Source organism: Flavobacterium chungangensis (assembly GCF_042654045.1).
Taxonomy (GTDB): domain Bacteria; phylum Bacteroidota; class Bacteroidia; order Flavobacteriales; family Flavobacteriaceae; genus Flavobacterium; species Flavobacterium chungangensis.
On record NZ_JBHSFY010000016.1, the window covers coordinates 48,185 to 67,961 of the forward strand.

Here is a 19,777-nt window from a genome sequence, read left to right on the forward strand (position 1 = left end):
TAAGCAGATTTTTTTTAGTTTGAAAATCTTTGCAGGGCTTCGACTTCGCTCAGCCTGACAAAATTAGTATTAAGTACTAAAAGAAAACTTAGAATCTTAGCATCTCAGAACCTTAGTATCTTAATCTACCACATTCAAAATCTTCAACCCAAACACAACACCGTTTTGTTGGATGCCACCTTGATAAGAATGCACATAATCTACTCGGAATAATTTAAATTTTCCGAAACCTAAATTGTCTAAACCAATTGTAAACTCAGAGTATGGTTTTTTGTCTGGAATCGCTAAAGCATGAAAACCGATATTCATTGTAGATTTTAAAAGATTCAATAACGGAATTTTATTCATGATAAAACCAGTGTCATTGTATTCAGTATGCATTTCAAAATAACTGTCGTTTGTGCTGTTAGAATAATAAGGCATCATATTAAAAACATTCAAATAACGTTCGCTTGTTCCTATGTGGGTTTGGTTTCCGTTGAAATGCCTGTAATCGATAAATGAAATATTCTCTGCATTAAAGAATTTGCCAGCTCTAAAATTTGTCCCTAAAAGACCTTTATTTCCAAGAGATAAATCATATTGAACAGAAGCACCTATTCTTTCGTATTCGTATTTTTTTTCGCTTGCCGCGAATGCTTTTTCGAATGCTAGATAAACCGTCGGATATTTATCATCTTTAAAATTAAATCTTCCGTCTGGCCTCGAAATGTACTTGTTGCCAAAGTTGATTCTTGTTGTCACTAGAGTTTTAAATAAATGATGCTGATCAAATGCAGGAGTTGTAAAATCGTTTGGTGCCAAAGGATTATTCGAAGAATAAATATCATCTTTTTTAAAGAATGAATAATCAGTTGTGTTAAAAAGTGGTTTACGCTGTTCGTAGCCAATTTTGCCTGTAAGATTTATTCCGTTTGCAATATCTTGACCGTAATTAATTTCTGCAAATTCTAAATTGTACAGCTTCATGTAATTGTCTTTAAAAAACAAAGAACTTATAGAATTGATCAATTTAGAAATAGGCTCTGCACTATTAAATTGAGCTGTTTTTACTCCTCCAGAACCCCAAATAGTGGCATAATTTATATTATTAAAACGATGGCTGAATTGTCCAGTTGCACGAAAACGTTCATCAGAAAAACCATAATTAAAGGTGGTGCTTATAGAAGTGCTTTTTCCTTCGTCTTCACTCCATTTTTTAAAAGAAAAACCAGAATCCAGATTAAAACCCTGAACGGTATTGAAGCTTAAAGAAGCAATATTTAGCAAGCCTTTATAATCAAAAGAATATCTCTTGAAAGTGTTTTTATAATCATAACCCATTAAGACATCCCAAACTTTAAATTTATTGTTTTTGGCGTCTATAGAATCAGTGTATTTTTTTGATTTTCTAATGGTTTGAAGGCTGTCTTTCTTGGCATAATCAGTGCTTTCTTCCAGAGTTAACGGAATCGGACGAATTTCATTCCAAAAAGCATCGTCTTTTTTATTCGCATTGAGATCAAAAGCAACAAGTTCGTTTCCAAAAGTTTTTTTATCAAAAGTATCTGGGAATTCATAATTGGAGTATACATAATTGAAATTTCCAGAGAATTTTATTCCAAAAATGCCTGCGTTAAAAGAAAGTGTCTGCGCGTTTTTGGACCATATTTTATTTTTGGAGTTATAACTGAAACTCTGTTTTAGATTCATTATTTCAGTGAATTCATTTTTCATTCTATACCCTTTGATGTCCAAATCGATGGCATAAATCGCAAAACTATCATCTACAATATAGATGTAACCTTCAAAAACGGGTTCTTTATCGCGTTTCGGAATAACTTTAATTTTATTAATTTGCTGATTGTTGTCATCATAAAAAGTGCTTTCCAATTTGTATTTGTAGTAATTGAAAGCATTATCTGCAATGGGAGAGATAAGCTTTACATCAAAATCTAAAGCGTTGTCATAAAAATCATAGTTCGATAAGGCTGCTGTGTTGTAGCTGTAACCACGGTTGTTTCCAGAAACTTTTGAAGCTATAATGTTTTCTTTAAACTTGTTTGGTTTTTCAAGACTAACTTTCGAAATAGTTTCAGATAAATATAGAATTCCTGTTCCTGTTGAATCTAAATTTGAAGCCATATCTTCGCCTAAATCTACTTTTTTACCTAGAATTTTTTTAGGGAGATCTTTGACTTTAAACATTCCTTTCGAATAAAAATCGGCCGTGTATCTTCCAGTTTTATCTGAGTTTTCTTTTTTATTGGCAATAGCGCTTCTTATAATTGCATTTGCAGGATTATTTTTAGGATCGATTACAACTTCATTTAATGCAAAGCTTTCTTCGCGAAGCTGAACATCCAAAATGACTGTTTTCGTTGCTGCGAGAACAATTTTCTTTTGAGTTTTATAGCCTAAATATTGAAAAATGATTGTACTTCCCGCAATTTCTTTTACGTTCAGCTGATATTTTCCTTGTTCGTTGGAAGTGGTGCCTTGATAGGTACCTTCTTGAAAAATAGAAACAAATGGAAGCGGATTTCCCTTTTCATCGGTTACAGTTCCTTTGATTTGGGCGAAATTAGAAATAGAAAATAATAAAAAAGCGAGTAAAGTATAGTTTCTCATGAAAGTGGTTTCTCTCACAAAAATAAAAGAAGTTGAAAATGAGGTTACTAATAATTTGTTAAATTCGATAAGAAACTACTGACTTCTTTGTCAGGCTGAGCGAAGTCGAAGCCTCATCTGGTTTTCATTAGCCTTCGACTCCGCTCAGGATGACATTTGTTTAAAAAAAATTATAAAAACGACTGAATCGCTAATTCGTAGCTTTTTAAACCAAATCCTAGAATAACACCTTTGGCATTTCCGGATAAATACGACTGATGTCTAAAACTTTCTCTAGCATAAGTATTAGAAATATGAACTTCTATTACAGGAGTTGTAACTGCCTTCATCGCATCTCCTAAACCAATAGAAGTATGTGTGTAAGCGCCTGCATTTAAAATAATTCCGTCATAACTAAAACCGCATTCTTGAATTTTACCAATCAGTTCGCCTTCAATATTACTTTGGTAATACGAAAGTTCGATGTTTGGAAATTTTTGTTTCAACGTTTCAAAATAATCTTCAAAAGTCTGACTTCCGTAAACTTCGGGTTCACGTTTTCCTAAAAGATTCAAGTTTGGTCCGTTGATAATGCAGATTTTCATAAAGTAATTTCGTTTTTAATTAAGGAGTGTGATGCCTTTTACATTTCACAAATGACATTTCACACATAAGTGTAAAAATAAAAAAACCGCACTAATAAATAGAGCGGTTTTTGTAAAAGTATGTGATATATTTTTAGAACATGTATCCAGCAGAAAGTTGGAATACAGAGTTTTTAAAATCAGCTTCTTCTGAAATTTCAGTAAGACCAATTCCGTAACGAGCTTGAACAAAAAGACCTCCAACAACTTTTAATCCTAAACCTGCGTTAAGAGAAAAGTCAAATGTTTTTGGATCTGCAGCATCAAATTCTTTTTTATTACTAACAAGGAAAGACGCCTGTGGACCAAGTTCTAAACTAAGAGACTTAGTCATGTAAATTTTTGCCATTACAGGAATAGCAATATATCCCATTTCGTTTTTAAATTCAGTAAGAGCGTTTTTATAAGTAGCTCCTTGAGTAGAATACAAAAGCTCTGGCTGAATTGAGAATTTTTCTAATAATTTAAGTTCTGCTACAAGACCTGCGTGGTAACTCGTAATACCTTCTTTATCAACAGAGATTCCATTAAAATCAGAACCTCCAGTTTGGTTAGCAAAGTTAGCTCCTGCTTTTACCCCGATTTGTACAAATTGTGCGTTTACTGCTGCTGATGTTGCAAGGAACATAACAGCTACTAAAAGTATTTTCTTCATAAAAAGGTTTTTAAAAATTGGTATTTTAAAATGTTATTTAAAGTTCAAAACTACATATTTAGCATTTTATTGCATTATAATTTGGATTAAATAATTACTAAAATTCCCACTCAAACTGCTTTTTTATATTATAAAAACCTCTTTTTTTCTTTCAAAGCTTTGATTTTCAATTGGTCTATATCGATTTCATTTTTGCCTTATTTTAATACTTTTTAAACTTGTAGTGGAGTATTTTTTGTAAGTGTAATCTTAGTTTTGTTCGGTGTTAATCAAATAATATTTTAAAATTTATGAAAAAAATTTTTTTAGCTGCTATTGCAGTAATGGGGTTTAGTTTTGCAAACGCACAAGATTCTAGTTCATTTGGGTTTTCTAAAGGAAACATTCTTTTAGAAGGAAATTTAGGTCTGTCATCGAAAAATGACAAAAACACAGAAACAAAAACTAATTTTTTTGAATTTAACCCAAAGGCTGGGTATTTTTTAACAGACAAATTTGCTCTTGGTCTTGACTTAGGGGTTGGTTCTTATAAAGAAAAGACAACGGGATCAGATGCTGATAAAAGTTCAATTTTTAAAGCGGGTGTTTTTGGACGTTATTATTTTTTAAATCTTGGTCAAAGATTTAAAACTTATGCAGAAGCTGGAGTTGGGTTAGATAGCGGAAAAGAATCTGGAGCAAAATATTCTGGAGTTGGCTTTAATGCAGGTTTAGGAATTAATTATTTTGTATCGGACAGTTTTGCTATTAATTTTGGTTTAACTGATATTTTGGCTTATGATAGTTATAAATATAAAGGTGGTAAAGCTGTTTCTACTTTTGATGCAAATGTAAATGTTTTTAATAACTTCTTTAGTACAGCTCGATTTGGTATGACTTACAAATTCAAATAAAAAAAACATTTAGTTAGTTTTTTTTGAAAGCCTTCTTCAATTGAGGAGGGCTTTTTTTGAATGTATTTAAATTTTATGGGTCTTAACAATTATTGGCTAAATTTTAATTTTTGATATTCGTAAGTAAAAAATATAAATTATGAAAAAAAGCTTTTTTCTAGCAATTGCAGTAATGGTATTTGGTTTTGTAAATGCGCAAAACACTAAGTTTGGAATAAAAGGAGGAGTTCAGTTGTCAAGTTTAGTTGGTAATATTGAAAATGAAACGCCTAAGTTAGGTATCCAATTAGGAGGTTTCGCAGAATTTAGAGTTGCAAAGGGACTTTTTATTCAGCCAGAGATTTTGTATTCTACTCAGGGTGCTACATACGAAAAATCTGGTGTCGATTATTTCTATAAACAAAGAATTTAATTTAAGTTATCTGAACATTCCAATTATGACTAAGTACTATGTCATGGATAAATTAAGTCTTGAAGCTGGTCCGCAAATTGGGCTTCTATTATCAACTAAAGGAAGATATGAAGGGAGAAGTTTTGAATACTCTTTTTCGGGAAATGGAAATCTTGGTGATTTATCAGAAGTAGTAGATTTTGGTATTAATATTGGTGCTGGTTATGATTTTACAAAACATATATCAGCAGGAGCAAGATATAATTTTGGTTTGACTAATGTTTTTCATGGTATAAATACAGTGCACTATAGGGTTTTGTCATTATCTGCTGGATATAAGTTCTAAAAAGAAATATAAATAGTTTTTTATAAAGCCTTTCTCATTTTTGAGAAAGGCTTTTTTGTATCGAAAATTTTAATTTTTAAATTGGCTTAATTCAAAATTAACAATTACTCTAATATTTACTATTTTATTTGTTAAAAACCTAATGTAGATTTATGAAGAATATTTTTATATTTGATCTGATTAATTTAACCCAAAACAAATTAAAATGAAAAAAATTATCTTATCTGCCATTGCAATTATGGCTTTTGCATTCACAAATGCTCAGTCTACCAGATTTGGAGTAAAAGGAGGTCTTAATATTTCAAGTATCGTTGGAGGAGATGTGAGGGATGCTAATGCATTAGTAGGATTTCACATTGGTGGTTTAGCTGAAATCCACGTAGTAGAGAAGTTTTATATTCAGCCAGAGCTTTTATTCTCAACTCAAGGAGCGAAATTTGATTATGGCTTTGGAGATGATGGAGATGTAAAATTAAACTATATAAATATTCCTGTTCTAGCGAAATATTATATCGTTGATAAAAAATTTAGTGTAGAAGCTGGTCCTCAACTTGGTTTTTTGTTGTCAGCTAAATCTGATGGTTATGATATTAAAGATGATACAAAATCAGTAGATTTTGGCTTTAACTTTGGAGCAGGTTATAGTTTTACTGATAATTTTTCAGTTGGTCTTCGTTATACTGTGGGATTATCTCCTATTTGGGATGATAATATTGATGACTCAGGAGATTTGTATGACAGTGCAAAAAATGGTAATTTCCAGATTTCTGCAGCCTATAAATTTAATTAAGAAATTAAAATATTTGAAGAACCTTCCTTTTTTAAGGAAGGTTTTTTTATGCCAAAAAATCATTTACTTTGTAAATATGAATTGGAGCAGATACATAAAAGATTATCAGTCGTATTTGAGGATTGAGAGAGGTTTGTCTAAAAATACAATCGAAAATTACGGCTTTGATATTGAACGTTTGTGCCTTTTTTTGGAAACCAATCAAATAGATGTTTCGCCAATAAAAATTTCAGATGAAACATTACAGCAATTTATTTATTCGGTCGCTAAAGAAGTAAATCCAAGATCGCAGGCAAGGATAATTTCTGGACTCAAAAGTTTCTTCAATTATCTGGTTTTTGAAGATTATCGAAATGATAATCCTTTAGAGTTAATTGAAGCACCAAAAACTGGCCGTAAATTACCCGATACTTTATCGCTTAATGAAATTGACGCTTTGATTGAAAACATCGATTTAAGTACCAACGAAGGCGAACGAAACCGTGCTATGCTTGAAACACTTTATGGTTGTGGGCTTCGTGTTTCTGAGTTGATTTCGCTAAAAATATCGGATCTATTTTTTGATGAAGGCTTTATTAAAATTACGGGTAAAGGAAACAAGGAAAGGTTTGTTCCGATAGGATCACTAACTCAGAAATATATTGATATTTATAGAAATGCAATTCGTTGTAATCTCAATATTAAAAAAGGAGCAGAAGACACTTTGTTTTTGAATCGAAGAGGAAATCAGTTAACACGTGCGATGGTCTTTACTATCATTAAAGATCTTGCACAAAAAATGGGATTGAAGAAGAGTATAAGTCCGCATACCTTACGCCATTCTTTTGCTACACATCTGCTTGAAAATGGTGCAGATTTGAGATCAATTCAATTAATGTTAGGGCATGAATCTATTACAACAACAGAAATTTATGTTCATCTCGATCGCAGTTTTTTAAAAGAAGTTATGCATAGTTTTCATCCGAGAAAGTAATTTTTTATCGTATTATACGTTTTTTGTTTTGAAAATTTATATATTGTGTTAAAAATTTGCGTTAAAAGGAATTTAATACAGTAAAATATGATGTTTTGTTTTGCTTCTCTCGCATAAGTTCTCGATATCTTATTTACATAAAAAAGTAGTATATGGTTTTTGATTTATATGGAAATGACGATTGCTTGGAGGTAAATAATTTTTATAAAAAATTGTTGGCCGAAATGCCCGACCTGCTTTTTCAGTTTGTTATTGATGCTGATAATAATTACACCTTTCCACTAGTAAGTAAATCGGCCGATGAAATATTTGAACTTTCAGCAGTGGATTTTAATAATGATGTAAAGTTTATAGTTTACGATCGAATTATACCACAGGATCGTGAGCTTTTTTTTCAGTCTTTAGTCAAAGCTAGAAAAGAAATAAAACCTTGGGAAATTGAATTTAGAGCTGTTCTTCCAAAAAAAGGAATGCGCTGGTTTAGGGTTTCTTCTAAAACAGAATCTTCTGCAAATGGAAATGTCATTTTCTATGGACATGTTTCGGATATTACGGAATTGAAAGATAAAGAAGAGAAACTTAAGATTTCTGAAGAACGTTTTCAATTTGCTCTTGATGCTTCTACGGTTGGAATTTGGGACTGGGATATGGTTACCAATAGTGTTTTTTATTCATCTCTGTCTCTTAAAATTTTAGAACTGGAATCTACCGATATTTTTGATGATCCAGAACGTTGGGATAAAATCGTTCATCCTGATGATCTTCCAAAATATTACTCCGATATTCATGAACATTTTGATAATAAGATTCCGTTTTACGAAAATTATCATCGTGTAATGACTTCCAGTGGGAATTACAAATGGATTTTGGATCGGGGAAAAGTGATTAAACGCGATGAAAATGGAAAGCCTCTACGTGTAATTGGAACCCATACAGATGTGTCGGCGCAAAAAGAAAAAGAGCTTGAACTTTTGAAAACTATGAAACTGTATAGTGATCAAAACAGTCGTTTATTGAATTTTTCGCATATTGTTTCGCACAATTTAAATACACAGGCCGGGAACATAAAATCAATTTTAGATCTTATCGATGCTGATGTTAGTAAGCAAACTGTAGCTGAAATGCTGGAATACTTGCGAGCCGTTTCTAACGATCTCAATGAGACTATTTCAAATCTTACCCAAATTGTAAAAACGCAAAGCAATATTAATATTGCAGTCGTTCCGTTAAAGCTTTGTGAGTATATCGAGAAGACAATTTCGACTATTAAAGGTTATGATAAACAGCGAAAAGTAACGATAATCAACAACGTTCCGAAGTATCTTACGATTAATTTTAATCCGGCGTATATGGAAAGTGTTTTGCTGAATTTTACAACCAATGCAATTAAATATGCGCATCCTGATCGTGATCCGATAATTACTTTTGATTTTGCAATAGAGCCAGAAGGATTTAAATCGCTTAAGATTTCAGATAATGGTCTCGGAATCGATTTGAAGGTTTACGGCGATTTAATATTCGGAATGTATAAAACCTTTCATAAACACGAAGAAGCTCGAGGTATCGGGTTGTATATTACAAGAAATCAAATTGAGGCTATGAAAGGAACGGTTGAAGTAGAAAGTGAAGTAGGAGTGGGTACCAGTTTTAAAATCGTTTTTAATGATATGTAAAACTTAAATATAGATGTAAAAATAAAGGCTGTCAATTGACAGCCTTTATTTTTTGTATATGTTCCGAAGATTATTTAGCAATATTTACAGCTCTTGTTTCTCTAATAACTGTAACTTTCACTTGTCCAGGGTAGGTCATTTCTGTTTGAATTTTTTGTGAAATTTCAAAAGATAAGTTTGCTGCATTGTCATCAGAAACTTTTTCACTTTCTACAATTACACGAAGTTCTCTACCAGCTTGAATTGCATAAGCATTTTTAACCCCGCTGAATCCGTAAGCTACATCTTCAAGATCTTTTAGACGCTGAATGTAAGAATCTAAAACCTGACGTCTTGCTCCTGGTCTTGCTCCAGAAATGGCGTCACAAACTTGAATAATTGGAGATAACAAAGATTTCATTTCAATCTCATCGTGGTGCGCTCCAATTGCGTTGCAAACTTCTTCTTTTTCGCCGTATTTCTCAGCCCATTGCATACCTAAAAGTGCGTGCGGTAAATCACTTTCCGTATCCGGCACTTTTCCGATATCGTGTAATAAACCAGCTCTTTTAGCTAGTTTTACGTTTAATCCTAATTCTGCAGCCATGATACCGCAAAGTTTAGAAACCTCTCTCGAGTGTTGTAATAAGTTTTGTCCGTAAGAAGAACGGTATTTCATTCTACCCACAACTTTAATCAATTCTGGGTGTAAACCGTGAATTCCTAAGTCGATTACGGTACGTTTTCCAACTTCAATAATTTCGTCATCAATTTGTTTAGCTGTCTTAGCTACAACTTCTTCAATTCTTGCTGGGTGAATACGTCCGTCAGTTACCAATTTGTGTAAAGACAAACGAGCAATTTCTCTACGAACAGGATCAAAACAAGAAAGAATGATAGCTTCTGGTGTATCGTCAACAATGATTTCAACTCCAGTTGCAGCTTCAAGAGCTCTAATGTTACGTCCTTCACGACCAATAATGCGTCCTTTTACATCGTCAGATTCAATGTTGAAAACAGAAACACAGTTTTCTACCGCTTCTTCAGTTCCAACTCTTTGAATAGTGTTGATGATAATTTTTTTAGCTTCCTGCTGTGCAGTTAATTTTGCCTCTTCAATAGTTTCTTGAATATGAGACATTGCTTTCGTTTTAGCTTCAGCTTTTAAACCTTCTACCAATTGTTCTTTTGCTTCTTCAGCAGAAAGACCAGAAATTACTTCTAATTGCTGTAATTGACTTTTATGAAGTTTGTCAACTTCAGCTTGTTTTTTGTCTAAAACCTCAATTTTATTGTTGTATTCGGCAGTTTTAGCCTCAAAGTCGTCGTTAACTTTTTTAGCTTTAGAAAGTTCGTTAGAAACTTGAGATTCTTTATCGCGTACACGTTTTTCTACTTCAGCAACTTTTTTGTCTCTTGCTAAAATAACTTGTTCGTGTTCTGATTTCAATTCGATAAAACGTTCTTTTGCTTGAAGAATTTTATCTTTTTTGATATTTTCAGCTTCCAAATTAGCGTCTTTTAATATTGAAGCTGCTTCTTTTTTAGCGTTTTTAATTAGGTTTGAAATATTACTTTTCTCGATAATTTTAGCTATTGCAAATCCTGCTGCAATACCTACAATACCAATAATGATCGTTATGATGTCCATGTTTGTTAGGGTTTATATATAAAAAAAGCCTACATTAATTGCTTGTATAAACTCGTAAAGACAAGTTTTGAGCTAACTCACTGTTCAAGTTTCCCAGCCAAATGGAGGGCATACTATAGTAGCGACGATTTGCTCATTCTAAATTGTTAGTGTTGAGTTTACCAATTGTGAACTAATGTAGGCAGTATCTTAGTTTCTGTAAAGAACGTTTATTTTTCGAGATATTGATCTAAAAGCGAATTTAATCTTTTAATTCTTTCGATAGTCTCTTCTCCATCGATTGCGTTGTCAATTTGTTTCTGTTCTACTTGCGATGCAAATTGTAATGCACACATGGCTAGAACATCTTGTTTGTCACGAACCGCGTAATTTTCTTCGAACTGCTTTATCATAGCATCAATTTTTTTAGAAGCACTTCTAAGTCCTTCTTCCTGACTAGGTTCAACCGTAAGCGGATAAACGCGGTCTGCAATTGATATTTTAATTCTAAGCTTTCCGTCCATATTATTAATCTGATAGTTGTGCTATACAGTAATCAATTTCGCGAATTAATGAATTTATTTTAAGCTTTGTCTCTCTCTTGTTATTGTCGCTGCCAAGTAACGAATTGGCTATTTTAAGTGTTTCATTTTGCTTTTTCAAAGCTTCTATTTCCTCAGATTGTTTCTGGATAATTTGCGCAGCTTTGGCTAATTCTAATCGTAATACTTGATTGTTTTGCTCCAAACCTTTTGATTTCTCAAAAAGCTTTTGGGCTTTATATTCAAGAGTATCAATTATTTCTGCAATTACACTCATTATACATCCTATTCATTACTTAATCCTACAAAGTTAATATTCCTTTTTATTAATGCAATTTTTTATCGATTTTTTTACATTAAAATAGATAAATATATGTAATTCAATTAATTGTGAAATTATAGGTTTTTTCTTGCTTTTATTGTTCTATTTTTCTTTATCTTAGCAAAAATGTTGCTTATGAGATTTTCTGCCTTTACCCTTTTGATTTGTAATTTTATATTTGCTCAAACGCAATATCCTAAAGATTATTTTCGTCCTCCATTAGATATTCCGATGCAACTTTCGGGTAATTTTGGAGAGTTAAGACCGAATCATTTTCATGCTGGTTTTGATTTGAAAACCAATCAGAGAGAAGGATTAACTGTGCATGCTATTGCTGATGGATATGTTTCGAGAATCAAAATTTCGACTTTCGGAAATGGAAAATGTATTTACATCACGCATCCAAATGGTTATACTTCTGTTTATGGGCACTTGCAAACGCCAACGGGTGCCATTTTAGATTATGTAAAAAAAACACATTATAAAGAAAAGGCGTATGAAATTGAAATGTTTCCAAAACCAGGTGAACTTCCTGTTTCAAAAGGAGATATAATTGGCCTTTCTGGAAATACAGGTTCGTCTGAAGGTCCGCATCTTCATTTTGAAATAAGAGATAGTAAAACGGAGTTTGTTATCAATCCGATATTCTTTGGCTTTGATCAAAATTTAAAAGATACCAAAAAGCCTACTTTGTCAAGTTTATATGCTTATCCTTTGGATAATGGTACTGTCAATCTTTCAAAACAGCCTTTGTTGGTTAATATGGTGCTCCAAAAAGATGGAACTTATTTAGCTTCTAAAGTAAAAACTAACGGAAAAATAGGTTTCGGAATTAATGCGGTAGATACCGATGATGTCTCGCATAACAAAAATGGAGTTTTTAATGTTTCGACTTTTTTCAACGGAAATCAGAATTATAATTATCAATTTAATACCTATTCTTTTGATGAAATGCGTTATATCAATGCTTTGATAGATTATTCTCGTTATAAAAAATCTGGACAGCGCGTGCAAAAGCTTTTTATGAAAACGCCTTTTGCTTTAAGCATTATAAAAACAGATTCTCTTCGTGGTATTGTAAAAGCAGAACCTAATTTAACTTCAAATTACAAAATCGAGGTTTCAGATTATTTTGGTAACATGAATTCGGTGACCATTCCAATTGAGTTTGATACCGCGACGCCACTTGTAGAAGCGGTGCCGGTTGACGGAAAATATTTTATTAAGTATAACAGAGATGCCAACTTTGAGAAAGATAATATGTCGGTTTTCTTTCCAGCTGGAACTTTCTATGATGATTTTAATATGAATTTTGATGTTAGAAATAACAAAGTCTTTATTCATGACGATACGGTTCCGGTGCATTCTAATTTTACAATTACGATAAAAGACGATACATATCCAGAATCATTGCGAGACAAGCTATATATTGGTAAAGGAACAAGTTATAATGGAACCATTAGAAAAGGAGACGTTTTTACTGCCAAAGCAAAAATATTAGGTACATATGGTTTGGTTCTAGATACAATTGCGCCAGTGATAAAAATTGCAAAACCAGTTGAAGGAAAATGGATTAGCGATCAAAAGAAAATTGACTTTACAATAGGTGATGCTTTGTCGGGAATTAAGTCTTATAATGGATATTTAAACGGAAGTTGGGTTTTGTTTGAATATGAAAATAAAGCCAGAAGAATTACTCATACTTTTGATGATCAGTATTTGGCAGAAGGAGAAAACGTTTTAAAAATTGAGGTAGTTGATAATGTAGGAAATACTACTATCTTTGAAACTCGTTTTTTCAGAAGTCAAAAAAAATAAAACCCCAAATCTTTGAGTCAAAATAGGTTTACATTCGCTTTTCTCTTTTTATTTTTCAGCTGTATTGCATTAGCTCAAAACGCTCATATTAAAGGGCTGATTTTAGATGCAGAGAAACATCCTGTTTCGGGTGTGAATGTCTCTTGGCAGAATACTTTTGTTCAGTCAGATTCGAATGGGTTTTATGAAATTGTAATTCCTTCAAACAAAAAAGTTTCTTTGATTTTTACTCACGTTTCATTAAAAATGGTGAGTTTAACTGTTAGTTTGAAAACAAATGAAGTTTTTGTTTTTAATCCGATTATGAATAATTCGGAGGAGCAAATGGGAGAGGTTTTTGTTTCTTCTGGAAATAGAAAGCGAGTTCAAGGGATTACCTCTGTTGATACGGAAACCATAAAGAAAATTCCAGGCGCAAATGCCGGAATCGAAAATATTTTGAAAACGCTTCCGGGTGTTAATTCAAACAATGAGCTAAGTTCACAATATATGGTGCGAGGCGGGAATTATGATGAAAATCTAGTTTATGTGAATGAAGTAGAAGTGTATCGTCCGTTTTTAATTCGTTCTGGACAGCAAGAAGGTTTGAGTTTTACAAATACAGATTTGGTGCAGAATGTTGAATTTTCTGCTGGTGGATTTCAAGCCAAGTTTGGAGATAAATTGTCTTCTGTTTTAGATATTACTTATCGCAAGCCAACTCAATTTGGTGCTGCTTTTGAAGCTAGTTTTCTAGGAGGAAGTGCTGCGGTTGATTTAGTGTCTAAAAACAAAAAATGGTCAGCGGTAACTGGAGTACGTTATAGAAATAATAGCCTTTTGGTAAACAGCCAAGATACAGAGACGAATTACAAACCGACTTTTGCCGATATTCAAACGAATATCAATTACGATATTTCTGAAAAGTGGCAAATGAGCTTTTTAGGAAATATTTCTCAAAATAAATATTCATATGAACCTTTGGTGCGCCAAACTAATTTTGGTACAGCAGACCAGCCAATGGCGCTTTCAGTATATTATGACGGGCAAGAAAAAGATCAATACGATACTTATTTTGGGGCTCTGAAAACTACTTATAAAGCATCTTCTACACTTACTTTAAAATTAATTGGTTCTTTATTTCATACTACAGAAAAGGAACATTTTGATATTTTGGCGCAATACCGTTTAGGAAGCGTAAACGCTGAAGATCCAGAAAATGCTTCGGCAGTTGATTTTACGCGCGGAATTGGTTCTCAGCTAAATCATGCCCGTAACGATTTGGATGCCTTAATTGCAAATATTGAATTGAAAGGAATTCAGAACTGTAAAGAAAGCCAGTTAGAGTTTGGTTTAAAATATACTAGAGAATCCATTCGAGATCGAGTGGTAGAATGGGAGGTAATCGATTCTGCCGGATTTTCTATAAATCCGCCTTTACTTATTTTTCCAAAAAATAATCAGCCCTATACTCCTTATGCTGGGCCGCTTTTGCCGTATCAAGATATTCGTGCTACAAATTTTAATACTATAAATAGATTTTCTGGTTATGCACAGTGGAATAAACAATCGGAAATTGGTTCAAGTCAGATTTGGTATCATTTAGGAGCACGTTTTCAAGGATGGAATGTTTCGGGAGCAATAGAAGAAGGAAAAACACAATTTGTGGTAAGTCCGCGTGCACAATTTGCAATAAAACCAGATTGGAATCGCGATATGGTTTTTAGAATTTCTGGAGGATTGTACCATCAACCGCCATTTTATAGGGAACTTCGAGATTTGGAAGGGGTTGTAAACCCAAATGTAAAAGCGCAGGAAGCAATTCATGTTGTTTTGGGTAACGACTATAATTTTAAAATGTGGAACCGCCCCTTTAAATGGGTGACAGAACTTTATTATAAATCACTTTCAGATGTAAATGTGTATTCGATTGATAATGTTCGTATACGGTATGTTGCCAATAACAATGCAAAAGCCTATGCGCAAGGTCTTGATTTTAGATTAAACGGCGAATTTGTTCCTGGAACCGAATCTTGGATAAGTTTTGGATACATGAAAACGGAAGAAAATTATGAAAACAAAGGATATATTGCCCGTCCGACGGATCAGAGATTAAAGTTTGCGATGTTGTTTCAGGATTATATGCCCAACATTCCAAGTGTGAAAGTCTATTTGAACTTGGTTTATAATACAGGCTTGCCTGGAGGTGCGCCAGCATATTCAGATCCGTATTTATATCAAAACAGATTAAATGATTATAGAAGAGCCGATATTGGTTTTGCAAAGGTTTTCGTAGATGCTAGCACGCAAAACACAAAAACAGGCTGGCTAAAGAATTTTAAAGAATTGTCTCTGGGGTTAGAAATTTTTAATCTCTTTAATAATCAAAATGCGATTACAAATACTTGGGTTCGTGATGTGTATTCAAAAAATCAATATGCGATTCCAAATTATATGACTTCGAGAGTTTTTAACGTTAAGATTAATGCGAGGCTTTAATCTGCTTCGTGATCGGTTATAAAATTCAATAAAAACAAAAAATACAATCAAAAATAGTATATTTGATAATCGTATATAATCATTGTAGATGAAAAAGTATTTTAAATATATCGCCCTTATACTTATCGGAACAGTCATAAGCTGCCGAGAAGAAGTTCAAAAACCAAAAGTAAGTTACGGTGCTTCAAATAAAGTGAGCATTACTAAAACCGATACAACCCAGATTGAAATCGCCGATTTGCCAATTCAAATGGAAGGAACCAATTATTTAATTCATCCAGTTGGAGATTTAAGGGTTTTTGAAAGAGGATCTAAGGCAAGATTTGGTTCTTCGAGTGTTAATGATGTAAGTTTTACAATTTCTAATTTAGGTGAATATGAAATTACAGGATATCTTCAGAATTTAAAATTTCAGAAAGTAGATTCAGATTCTATCAGACCTTTATCAGATAAACCAGTTCTAATTTTAACAGCTACTTTTCTGAAAACCGTTGCCGATAAAACGCATAATAATGTGATGGTTTATACATTAACAGATTTAGATACTAATAAAGACGGAAAAATTGATACAAGCGATATTAAAACTTTGTACTTAAGTGATATCAGCGGAGAAAATTTTACAAAAGTTTCAGCCGATTTAGAAGAATTAGTAGATTGGAGTTTGATAGAATCTAAAAACCGTTTGTATTTTAGAACCATTGAAGATACAAACCAAAATGGTCAGTTTGATAAAAATGATGTGTTGCACTACAATTATATAGATCTGACTTCTAAAAAATGGGAAGTGAAGAGTTATAAGCCTATCTAAGGTGCTAAGGTTCTGAGATGCTAAGATTCTAAGTTTTTTTCTTGCCACAGATAAAGGATTAAAAAGATTTATAAAAAGAGAGGCTGTTTCAACTTATTGAAATAGCCTCTCTTTTTTAAATTGCTTTTATTAATGAAAACAGCGTTTTTTATTTTTATACATCAAGCCGTCATTCCGTGGGAATGTCTGGTCGGTAGAAAAAAATGATGACAAATCAATTTACGTTCCGTAGGAACGTTGGATGCGTTGCATTGTTTTAAAAAAAAATACACCAAAAATCAAACGTTCCTACGGAACGTAATTAACCAAAACAATATAATTTTTTCTACCGATGAAATGTTCCTACGGAACATAATCAAATCAGAAACGGTGGAAAAATCTTTCTAATCCTTTTAATCTGTGGCAAAAAAAACTTAGAATCTTAGCATCTCAGAATCTTAGTATCTTAGTATTTCAGCACCTTAGCATCTTTAAATCAATATATCGCTTTCAAGATCCGATTTTTCGATTTCGAAACCGAATCCTAAACGTTCAACCAATTCTATTACTAGTTTTTTGTACCAGTTTTCAGATTTTGGGTGAATGTAGATTTTTTCGATTAATTGGTTGATGTCGACGTTGATCTTTAAGCCGTCATTTAATTTGATGTCACTTTTGGAAGTGTCACTCAGGATACGGACTTCTCTTTCGTATTGAAAACTTTTTCTTTTAAATAAAAACGGAAAGAATAAATCATCAAACGGAATATATTCTTTTTTATAATCGATGTAATTTACTTCACCGATAAACTGGTCAAAATTGTTTTCTGGTTTTACTGCTTTTTGCAGTCTCCCAATTGTAGATTGAATAGCTAAGCCTTCGTTGTTTTTGGTGAAAATCTGCCACATGGCAAAAGATTCATATTCGTTAATGTGCCAGCTGCTTATGGCTACTTTTTCGCGATGTGTTTTGTAGTAATTTAAAAATTCAGGATTATCTGCGGCAAGTTTTTTAATCTCTTCGTAAGTCGGTTCACTGAAAGTTCCTTCATATTGATCTTCAAACTTGTCTGAACGCGACATAAAAAGTTTCTTCGAAAGCAATAAATCAAGAAATTTGGATAGGTCTAGATATTTCCAAACTATAGTATCGGGATCGTCTGGCAGTTTTATGTTGGGGTTGTTAAGATACATTTTCTGAAAGAATTAAATTTCAATCTTTAACTATCCTAAAGTTATAAAAATAAACACAGATTAAAGAAATTAAACTGAGTTTTAATATTTCCTTAATCTGTGTTAGATTATTTGTTATGTGAAAGTCTTATGATTCGAAAGACTGCATAGTAACTAACTTATTGTAAGTTCCGTTGTGGGCAATTAATTCTTCGTGAGTTCCTTGTTCAACGATTTTTCCTTTTTGCATTACGACAATCACATCTGCTTTCTGAATAGTCGAAAGTCGGTGTGCAATTACAATCGACGTTCTGTTCTGCATCATGTTTTCTAATGCTATCTGAACAAATTTTTCGCTTTCTGTATCCAAAGCCGATGTCGCTTCATCTAAAATCATAATCGGCGGATTTTTCAATACGGCACGGGCAATAGATAAACGCTGTTTTTGTCCTCCCGAAAGCTTGTTTCCGCTGTCGCCTATGTTTGTGTATATTCCTTGCGGAAGATCCTTTACAAACTCATAAGCATTCGCAATTTTAAGTGCTTCGATAATTTCGTCATCAGTCGCGTCTAATTTTCCTAAAGCGATATTTGCTTTAATACTGTCGTTAAATAAAATGCTGTCTTGCGTTACCAATCCCATCAAGCTTCGAAGAGATTGCAGATTCATGTCTTTAATGTTGATTCCGTCAATAGAAATCGAACCATCGTTAACATCGTAAAAACGAGTCAATAAATTGGCAATTGTACTTTTTCCACTTCCGGATTGTCCAACAAGAGCAACAGTTTGTCCTTTTTTTATTTGAAGAGAAAAGTCTTTTAAAACTGTTTCTTCTTCGTACTTAAAGTTTACATTTTGAACACTGATATTGTCATCAAAAGTTGTTTTTTCAACAGCATTTTCTTTAGAAACAATAGTGTTTTCTTGCTCTAAAATTTCGAGAACACGTTCTGCTGCGGCATTTCCTCTTTTTACTCCATAAGAAGCTTTAGAAATTGCTTTTGCAGGAGTTAGAATGTTGTAAGCTAATCCCATATAAGCAATAAATGCAGCGCCTTGTAATGTTTTGTCAATCAAAACCATCTGACCGCCGTACCAAAGCAAAATGGCAATTACGGTAATTCCCATAAATTCACTTGCTGGAGAAGCTAAGTTTTGGCGGTTTCCAATACTATTTGATAAAGTGAAAAAACGCTCTGTCGAGTTTTGAAAAACTTTATTAAAGTAATTTTCAGAATTATATCCTTTTACAACTTTCAGTCCACCAATTGTTTCTTCGATAGTAGAAAGGAATCTTCCTTGCTCTTCTTGGGCTTTGGTTGATTGTTTTTTAAGCTGTTTTCCAATCAATGAAATAATATATCCAGAAACAGGAATAAAAATGAAAACAAACAAAGTCAGCTTAGCACTAATGATAAGCATCGTGGTTATGGTAAAAATAATGGTTAAAGGTTCTTTTACAATAAGCTCCAAGATGGCTAAGAAAGAGTTTTGAACCTCGTTTACGTCAGCTGAAATTCTAGAAATTACGTCTCCTTTTCTTTTTTCAGAATAAAAAGCCAAAGGAAGTTCTAGTGTTTTTTTGTACAAAGCATTTCGCATATCTTTTAATACTCCGTTTCTAAGGAAATTGATAAAAAACATGGCCAGATAATCGGCTAAGTTTTTAAGTAAAAAGATCGAAATGATAATGGCAACCATTACCGACAAAACATAACCAGGTTCATGGTTTTTTTGTGCAGTGGTAATGTAATAAGCCAAATAGTCTTCGGCATAATCTTTTATTTTAAAAATGCCTTCGTAAACTGGCTCTATTTCTACTCTTTTTCCTTTTTCAAATAATACCTGAAGCATAGGAATTAAAGCCACAAACGAAAGTGTGCTGAAAAGTGCATACAAAACATTGAAAAAGATATTTAAGAATGCGTATTTTTTATACGGATATATAAAAGGAACTATTTTTTTGAAATTACTCATTTATTTTTCTTGATGTTATTTTCTTTTGGTTGGGTCAGCTCTTTTGGGTTTTAGTATTTATTTTGAGCATGTAATTTTCAATGCACAAAATTAATCCAATTGAGGTGTTTTCAATTT

The 19,777-nt window shown here is 32.7% G+C and carries 15 protein-coding genes and 1 pseudogene; 8 read left to right on the forward strand and 8 right to left on the reverse strand.

Annotated features, from left to right (window positions below):
• Positions 1-120: 120 nt before the first annotated feature.
• The 3 genes from ACFO3N_RS20980 to ACFO3N_RS20990 all read right to left on the reverse strand — a co-directional run bounded on the left by ACFO3N_RS20980 (position 121) and on the right by ACFO3N_RS20990 (position 3,888).
• Complete coding sequence (locus ACFO3N_RS20980; protein ID WP_379800856.1) at positions 121-2,610, reverse strand: DUF5686 and carboxypeptidase regulatory-like domain-containing protein; 2,490 nt, start codon at positions 2,608-2,610, stop codon at positions 121-123.
• Between the two features lie 170 nt (positions 2,611-2,780).
• On the reverse strand, positions 2,781-3,194 hold the full coding sequence (gene aroQ / locus ACFO3N_RS20985; protein ID WP_248728072.1) for a type II 3-dehydroquinate dehydratase: 414 nt from the start codon (positions 3,192-3,194) through the stop codon (positions 2,781-2,783).
• Positions 3,195-3,327: 133 nt separating this feature from the next.
• The gene (locus ACFO3N_RS20990) at positions 3,328-3,888 is read right to left on the reverse strand and encodes a porin family protein (RefSeq protein ID WP_379800857.1); all 561 of its coding nucleotides are present in this window, start codon (positions 3,886-3,888) and stop codon (positions 3,328-3,330) included.
• A 290-nt stretch (positions 3,889-4,178) separates the two neighbouring features.
• Between ACFO3N_RS20990 and ACFO3N_RS20995 the strand changes: the two genes are divergently transcribed.
• The 5 genes and pseudogenes from ACFO3N_RS20995 (at position 4,179) to ACFO3N_RS21020 (ending at position 8,954) form a co-directional block, all read left to right on the forward strand.
• Positions 4,179-4,781: an outer membrane beta-barrel protein gene (locus ACFO3N_RS20995; protein WP_379800858.1), complete on the forward strand. Its 603-nt coding sequence runs from the start codon at positions 4,179-4,181 to the stop codon at positions 4,779-4,781.
• A gap of 172 nt (positions 4,782-4,953) precedes the next feature.
• A pseudogene (locus ACFO3N_RS25075) lies at positions 4,954-5,518 on the forward strand (porin family protein).
• Positions 5,519-5,723: 205 nt separating this feature from the next.
• Complete coding sequence (locus tag ACFO3N_RS21010) at positions 5,724-6,308, forward strand: porin family protein (protein WP_379800861.1); 585 nt, start codon at positions 5,724-5,726, stop codon at positions 6,306-6,308.
• Between the two features lie 76 nt (positions 6,309-6,384).
• Positions 6,385-7,281 carry a site-specific tyrosine recombinase XerD gene (gene xerD, locus ACFO3N_RS21015; RefSeq protein WP_379800863.1) on the forward strand — a complete coding sequence of 299 codons (897 nt, stop codon included), beginning with the start codon at positions 6,385-6,387 and terminating at the stop codon, positions 7,279-7,281.
• A gap of 152 nt (positions 7,282-7,433) precedes the next feature.
• Positions 7,434-8,954, forward strand: coding sequence for a PAS domain-containing sensor histidine kinase (locus ACFO3N_RS21020; protein ID WP_379800865.1), 1,521 nt, complete (start codon positions 7,434-7,436; stop codon positions 8,952-8,954).
• Between the two features lie 70 nt (positions 8,955-9,024).
• Here the strand turns inward: ACFO3N_RS21020 and rny are convergent, their stop codons facing one another.
• The 3 genes from rny to ACFO3N_RS21035 all read right to left on the reverse strand — a co-directional run bounded on the left by rny (position 9,025) and on the right by ACFO3N_RS21035 (position 11,382).
• Positions 9,025-10,584: a ribonuclease Y gene (gene rny, locus ACFO3N_RS21025; protein WP_091497308.1), complete on the reverse strand. Its 1,560-nt coding sequence runs from the start codon at positions 10,582-10,584 to the stop codon at positions 9,025-9,027.
• A 209-nt stretch (positions 10,585-10,793) separates the two neighbouring features.
• Positions 10,794-11,087 carry a cell division protein ZapA gene (locus tag ACFO3N_RS21030; RefSeq protein ID WP_250837260.1) on the reverse strand — a complete coding sequence of 98 codons (294 nt, stop codon included), beginning with the start codon at positions 11,085-11,087 and terminating at the stop codon, positions 10,794-10,796.
• Positions 11,088-11,091: 4 nt separating this feature from the next.
• Positions 11,092-11,382, reverse strand: a complete 291-nt coding sequence (locus tag ACFO3N_RS21035; protein ID WP_379800866.1) for a hypothetical protein — start codon at positions 11,380-11,382, stop codon at positions 11,092-11,094.
• A gap of 180 nt (positions 11,383-11,562) precedes the next feature.
• On the opposite strand from ACFO3N_RS21035, the gene ACFO3N_RS21040 reads away from it, so the two are divergent.
• The 3 genes from ACFO3N_RS21040 (at position 11,563) to ACFO3N_RS21050 (ending at position 16,531) form a co-directional block, all read left to right on the forward strand.
• Positions 11,563-13,245 carry a M23 family metallopeptidase gene (locus tag ACFO3N_RS21040; RefSeq protein ID WP_379800868.1) on the forward strand — a complete coding sequence of 561 codons (1,683 nt, stop codon included), beginning with the start codon at positions 11,563-11,565 and terminating at the stop codon, positions 13,243-13,245.
• A 12-nt stretch (positions 13,246-13,257) separates the two neighbouring features.
• The gene (locus ACFO3N_RS21045) at positions 13,258-15,723 is read left to right on the forward strand and encodes a TonB-dependent receptor plug domain-containing protein (RefSeq protein ID WP_379800870.1); all 2,466 of its coding nucleotides are present in this window, start codon (positions 13,258-13,260) and stop codon (positions 15,721-15,723) included.
• Between the two features lie 88 nt (positions 15,724-15,811).
• On the forward strand, positions 15,812-16,531 hold the full coding sequence (locus ACFO3N_RS21050) for a CREC-EF hand family protein (RefSeq protein ID WP_379800871.1): 720 nt from the start codon (positions 15,812-15,814) through the stop codon (positions 16,529-16,531).
• A 470-nt stretch (positions 16,532-17,001) separates the two neighbouring features.
• On the opposite strand, the gene ACFO3N_RS21055 is transcribed toward ACFO3N_RS21050, so the two are convergent.
• Complete coding sequence (locus ACFO3N_RS21055; protein ID WP_379800872.1) at positions 17,002-17,703, reverse strand: hypothetical protein; 702 nt, start codon at positions 17,701-17,703, stop codon at positions 17,002-17,004.
• A 127-nt stretch (positions 17,704-17,830) separates the two neighbouring features.
• Positions 17,831-19,660: an ABC transporter ATP-binding protein gene (locus tag ACFO3N_RS21060; RefSeq protein WP_379800873.1), complete on the reverse strand. Its 1,830-nt coding sequence runs from the start codon at positions 19,658-19,660 to the stop codon at positions 17,831-17,833.
• Between the last annotated feature and the right edge of the window lie 117 nt (positions 19,661-19,777).

What these genes read in the sequence shown, in the direction of transcription:
- aroQ (WP_248728072.1), bottom strand. Translation starts at nt 3,194, where the DNA reads ATGAAAATCTGCATTATCAACGGACCAAACTTGAATCTTTTAGGAAAA.
- ACFO3N_RS20995 (WP_379800858.1), top strand. Translation starts at nt 4,179, where the DNA reads ATGAAAAAAATTTTTTTAGCTGCTATTGCAGTAATGGGGTTTAGTTTT.
- ACFO3N_RS21010 (WP_379800861.1), top strand. Translation starts at nt 5,724, where the DNA reads ATGAAAAAAATTATCTTATCTGCCATTGCAATTATGGCTTTTGCATTC.
- rny (WP_091497308.1), bottom strand. Translation starts at nt 10,584, where the DNA reads ATGGACATCATAACGATCATTATTGGTATTGTAGGTATTGCAGCAGGA.
- ACFO3N_RS21020 (WP_379800865.1), top strand. Translation starts at nt 7,434, where the DNA reads ATGGTTTTTGATTTATATGGAAATGACGATTGCTTGGAGGTAAATAAT.
- ACFO3N_RS21030 (WP_250837260.1), bottom strand. Translation starts at nt 11,087, where the DNA reads ATGGACGGAAAGCTTAGAATTAAAATATCAATTGCAGACCGCGTTTAT.
- ACFO3N_RS21060 (WP_379800873.1), bottom strand. Translation starts at nt 19,660, where the DNA reads ATGAGTAATTTCAAAAAAATAGTTCCTTTTATATATCCGTATAAAAAA.
- ACFO3N_RS21035 (WP_379800866.1), bottom strand. Translation starts at nt 11,382, where the DNA reads ATGAGTGTAATTGCAGAAATAATTGATACTCTTGAATATAAAGCCCAA.
- ACFO3N_RS20980 (WP_379800856.1), bottom strand. Translation starts at nt 2,610, where the DNA reads ATGAGAAACTATACTTTACTCGCTTTTTTATTATTTTCTATTTCTAAT.
- ACFO3N_RS21040 (WP_379800868.1), top strand. Translation starts at nt 11,563, where the DNA reads ATGAGATTTTCTGCCTTTACCCTTTTGATTTGTAATTTTATATTTGCT.
- xerD (WP_379800863.1), top strand. Translation starts at nt 6,385, where the DNA reads ATGAATTGGAGCAGATACATAAAAGATTATCAGTCGTATTTGAGGATT.
- ACFO3N_RS21055 (WP_379800872.1), bottom strand. Translation starts at nt 17,703, where the DNA reads ATGTATCTTAACAACCCCAACATAAAACTGCCAGACGATCCCGATACT.
- ACFO3N_RS20990 (WP_379800857.1), bottom strand. Translation starts at nt 3,888, where the DNA reads ATGAAGAAAATACTTTTAGTAGCTGTTATGTTCCTTGCAACATCAGCA.
- ACFO3N_RS21050 (WP_379800871.1), top strand. Translation starts at nt 15,812, where the DNA reads ATGAAAAAGTATTTTAAATATATCGCCCTTATACTTATCGGAACAGTC.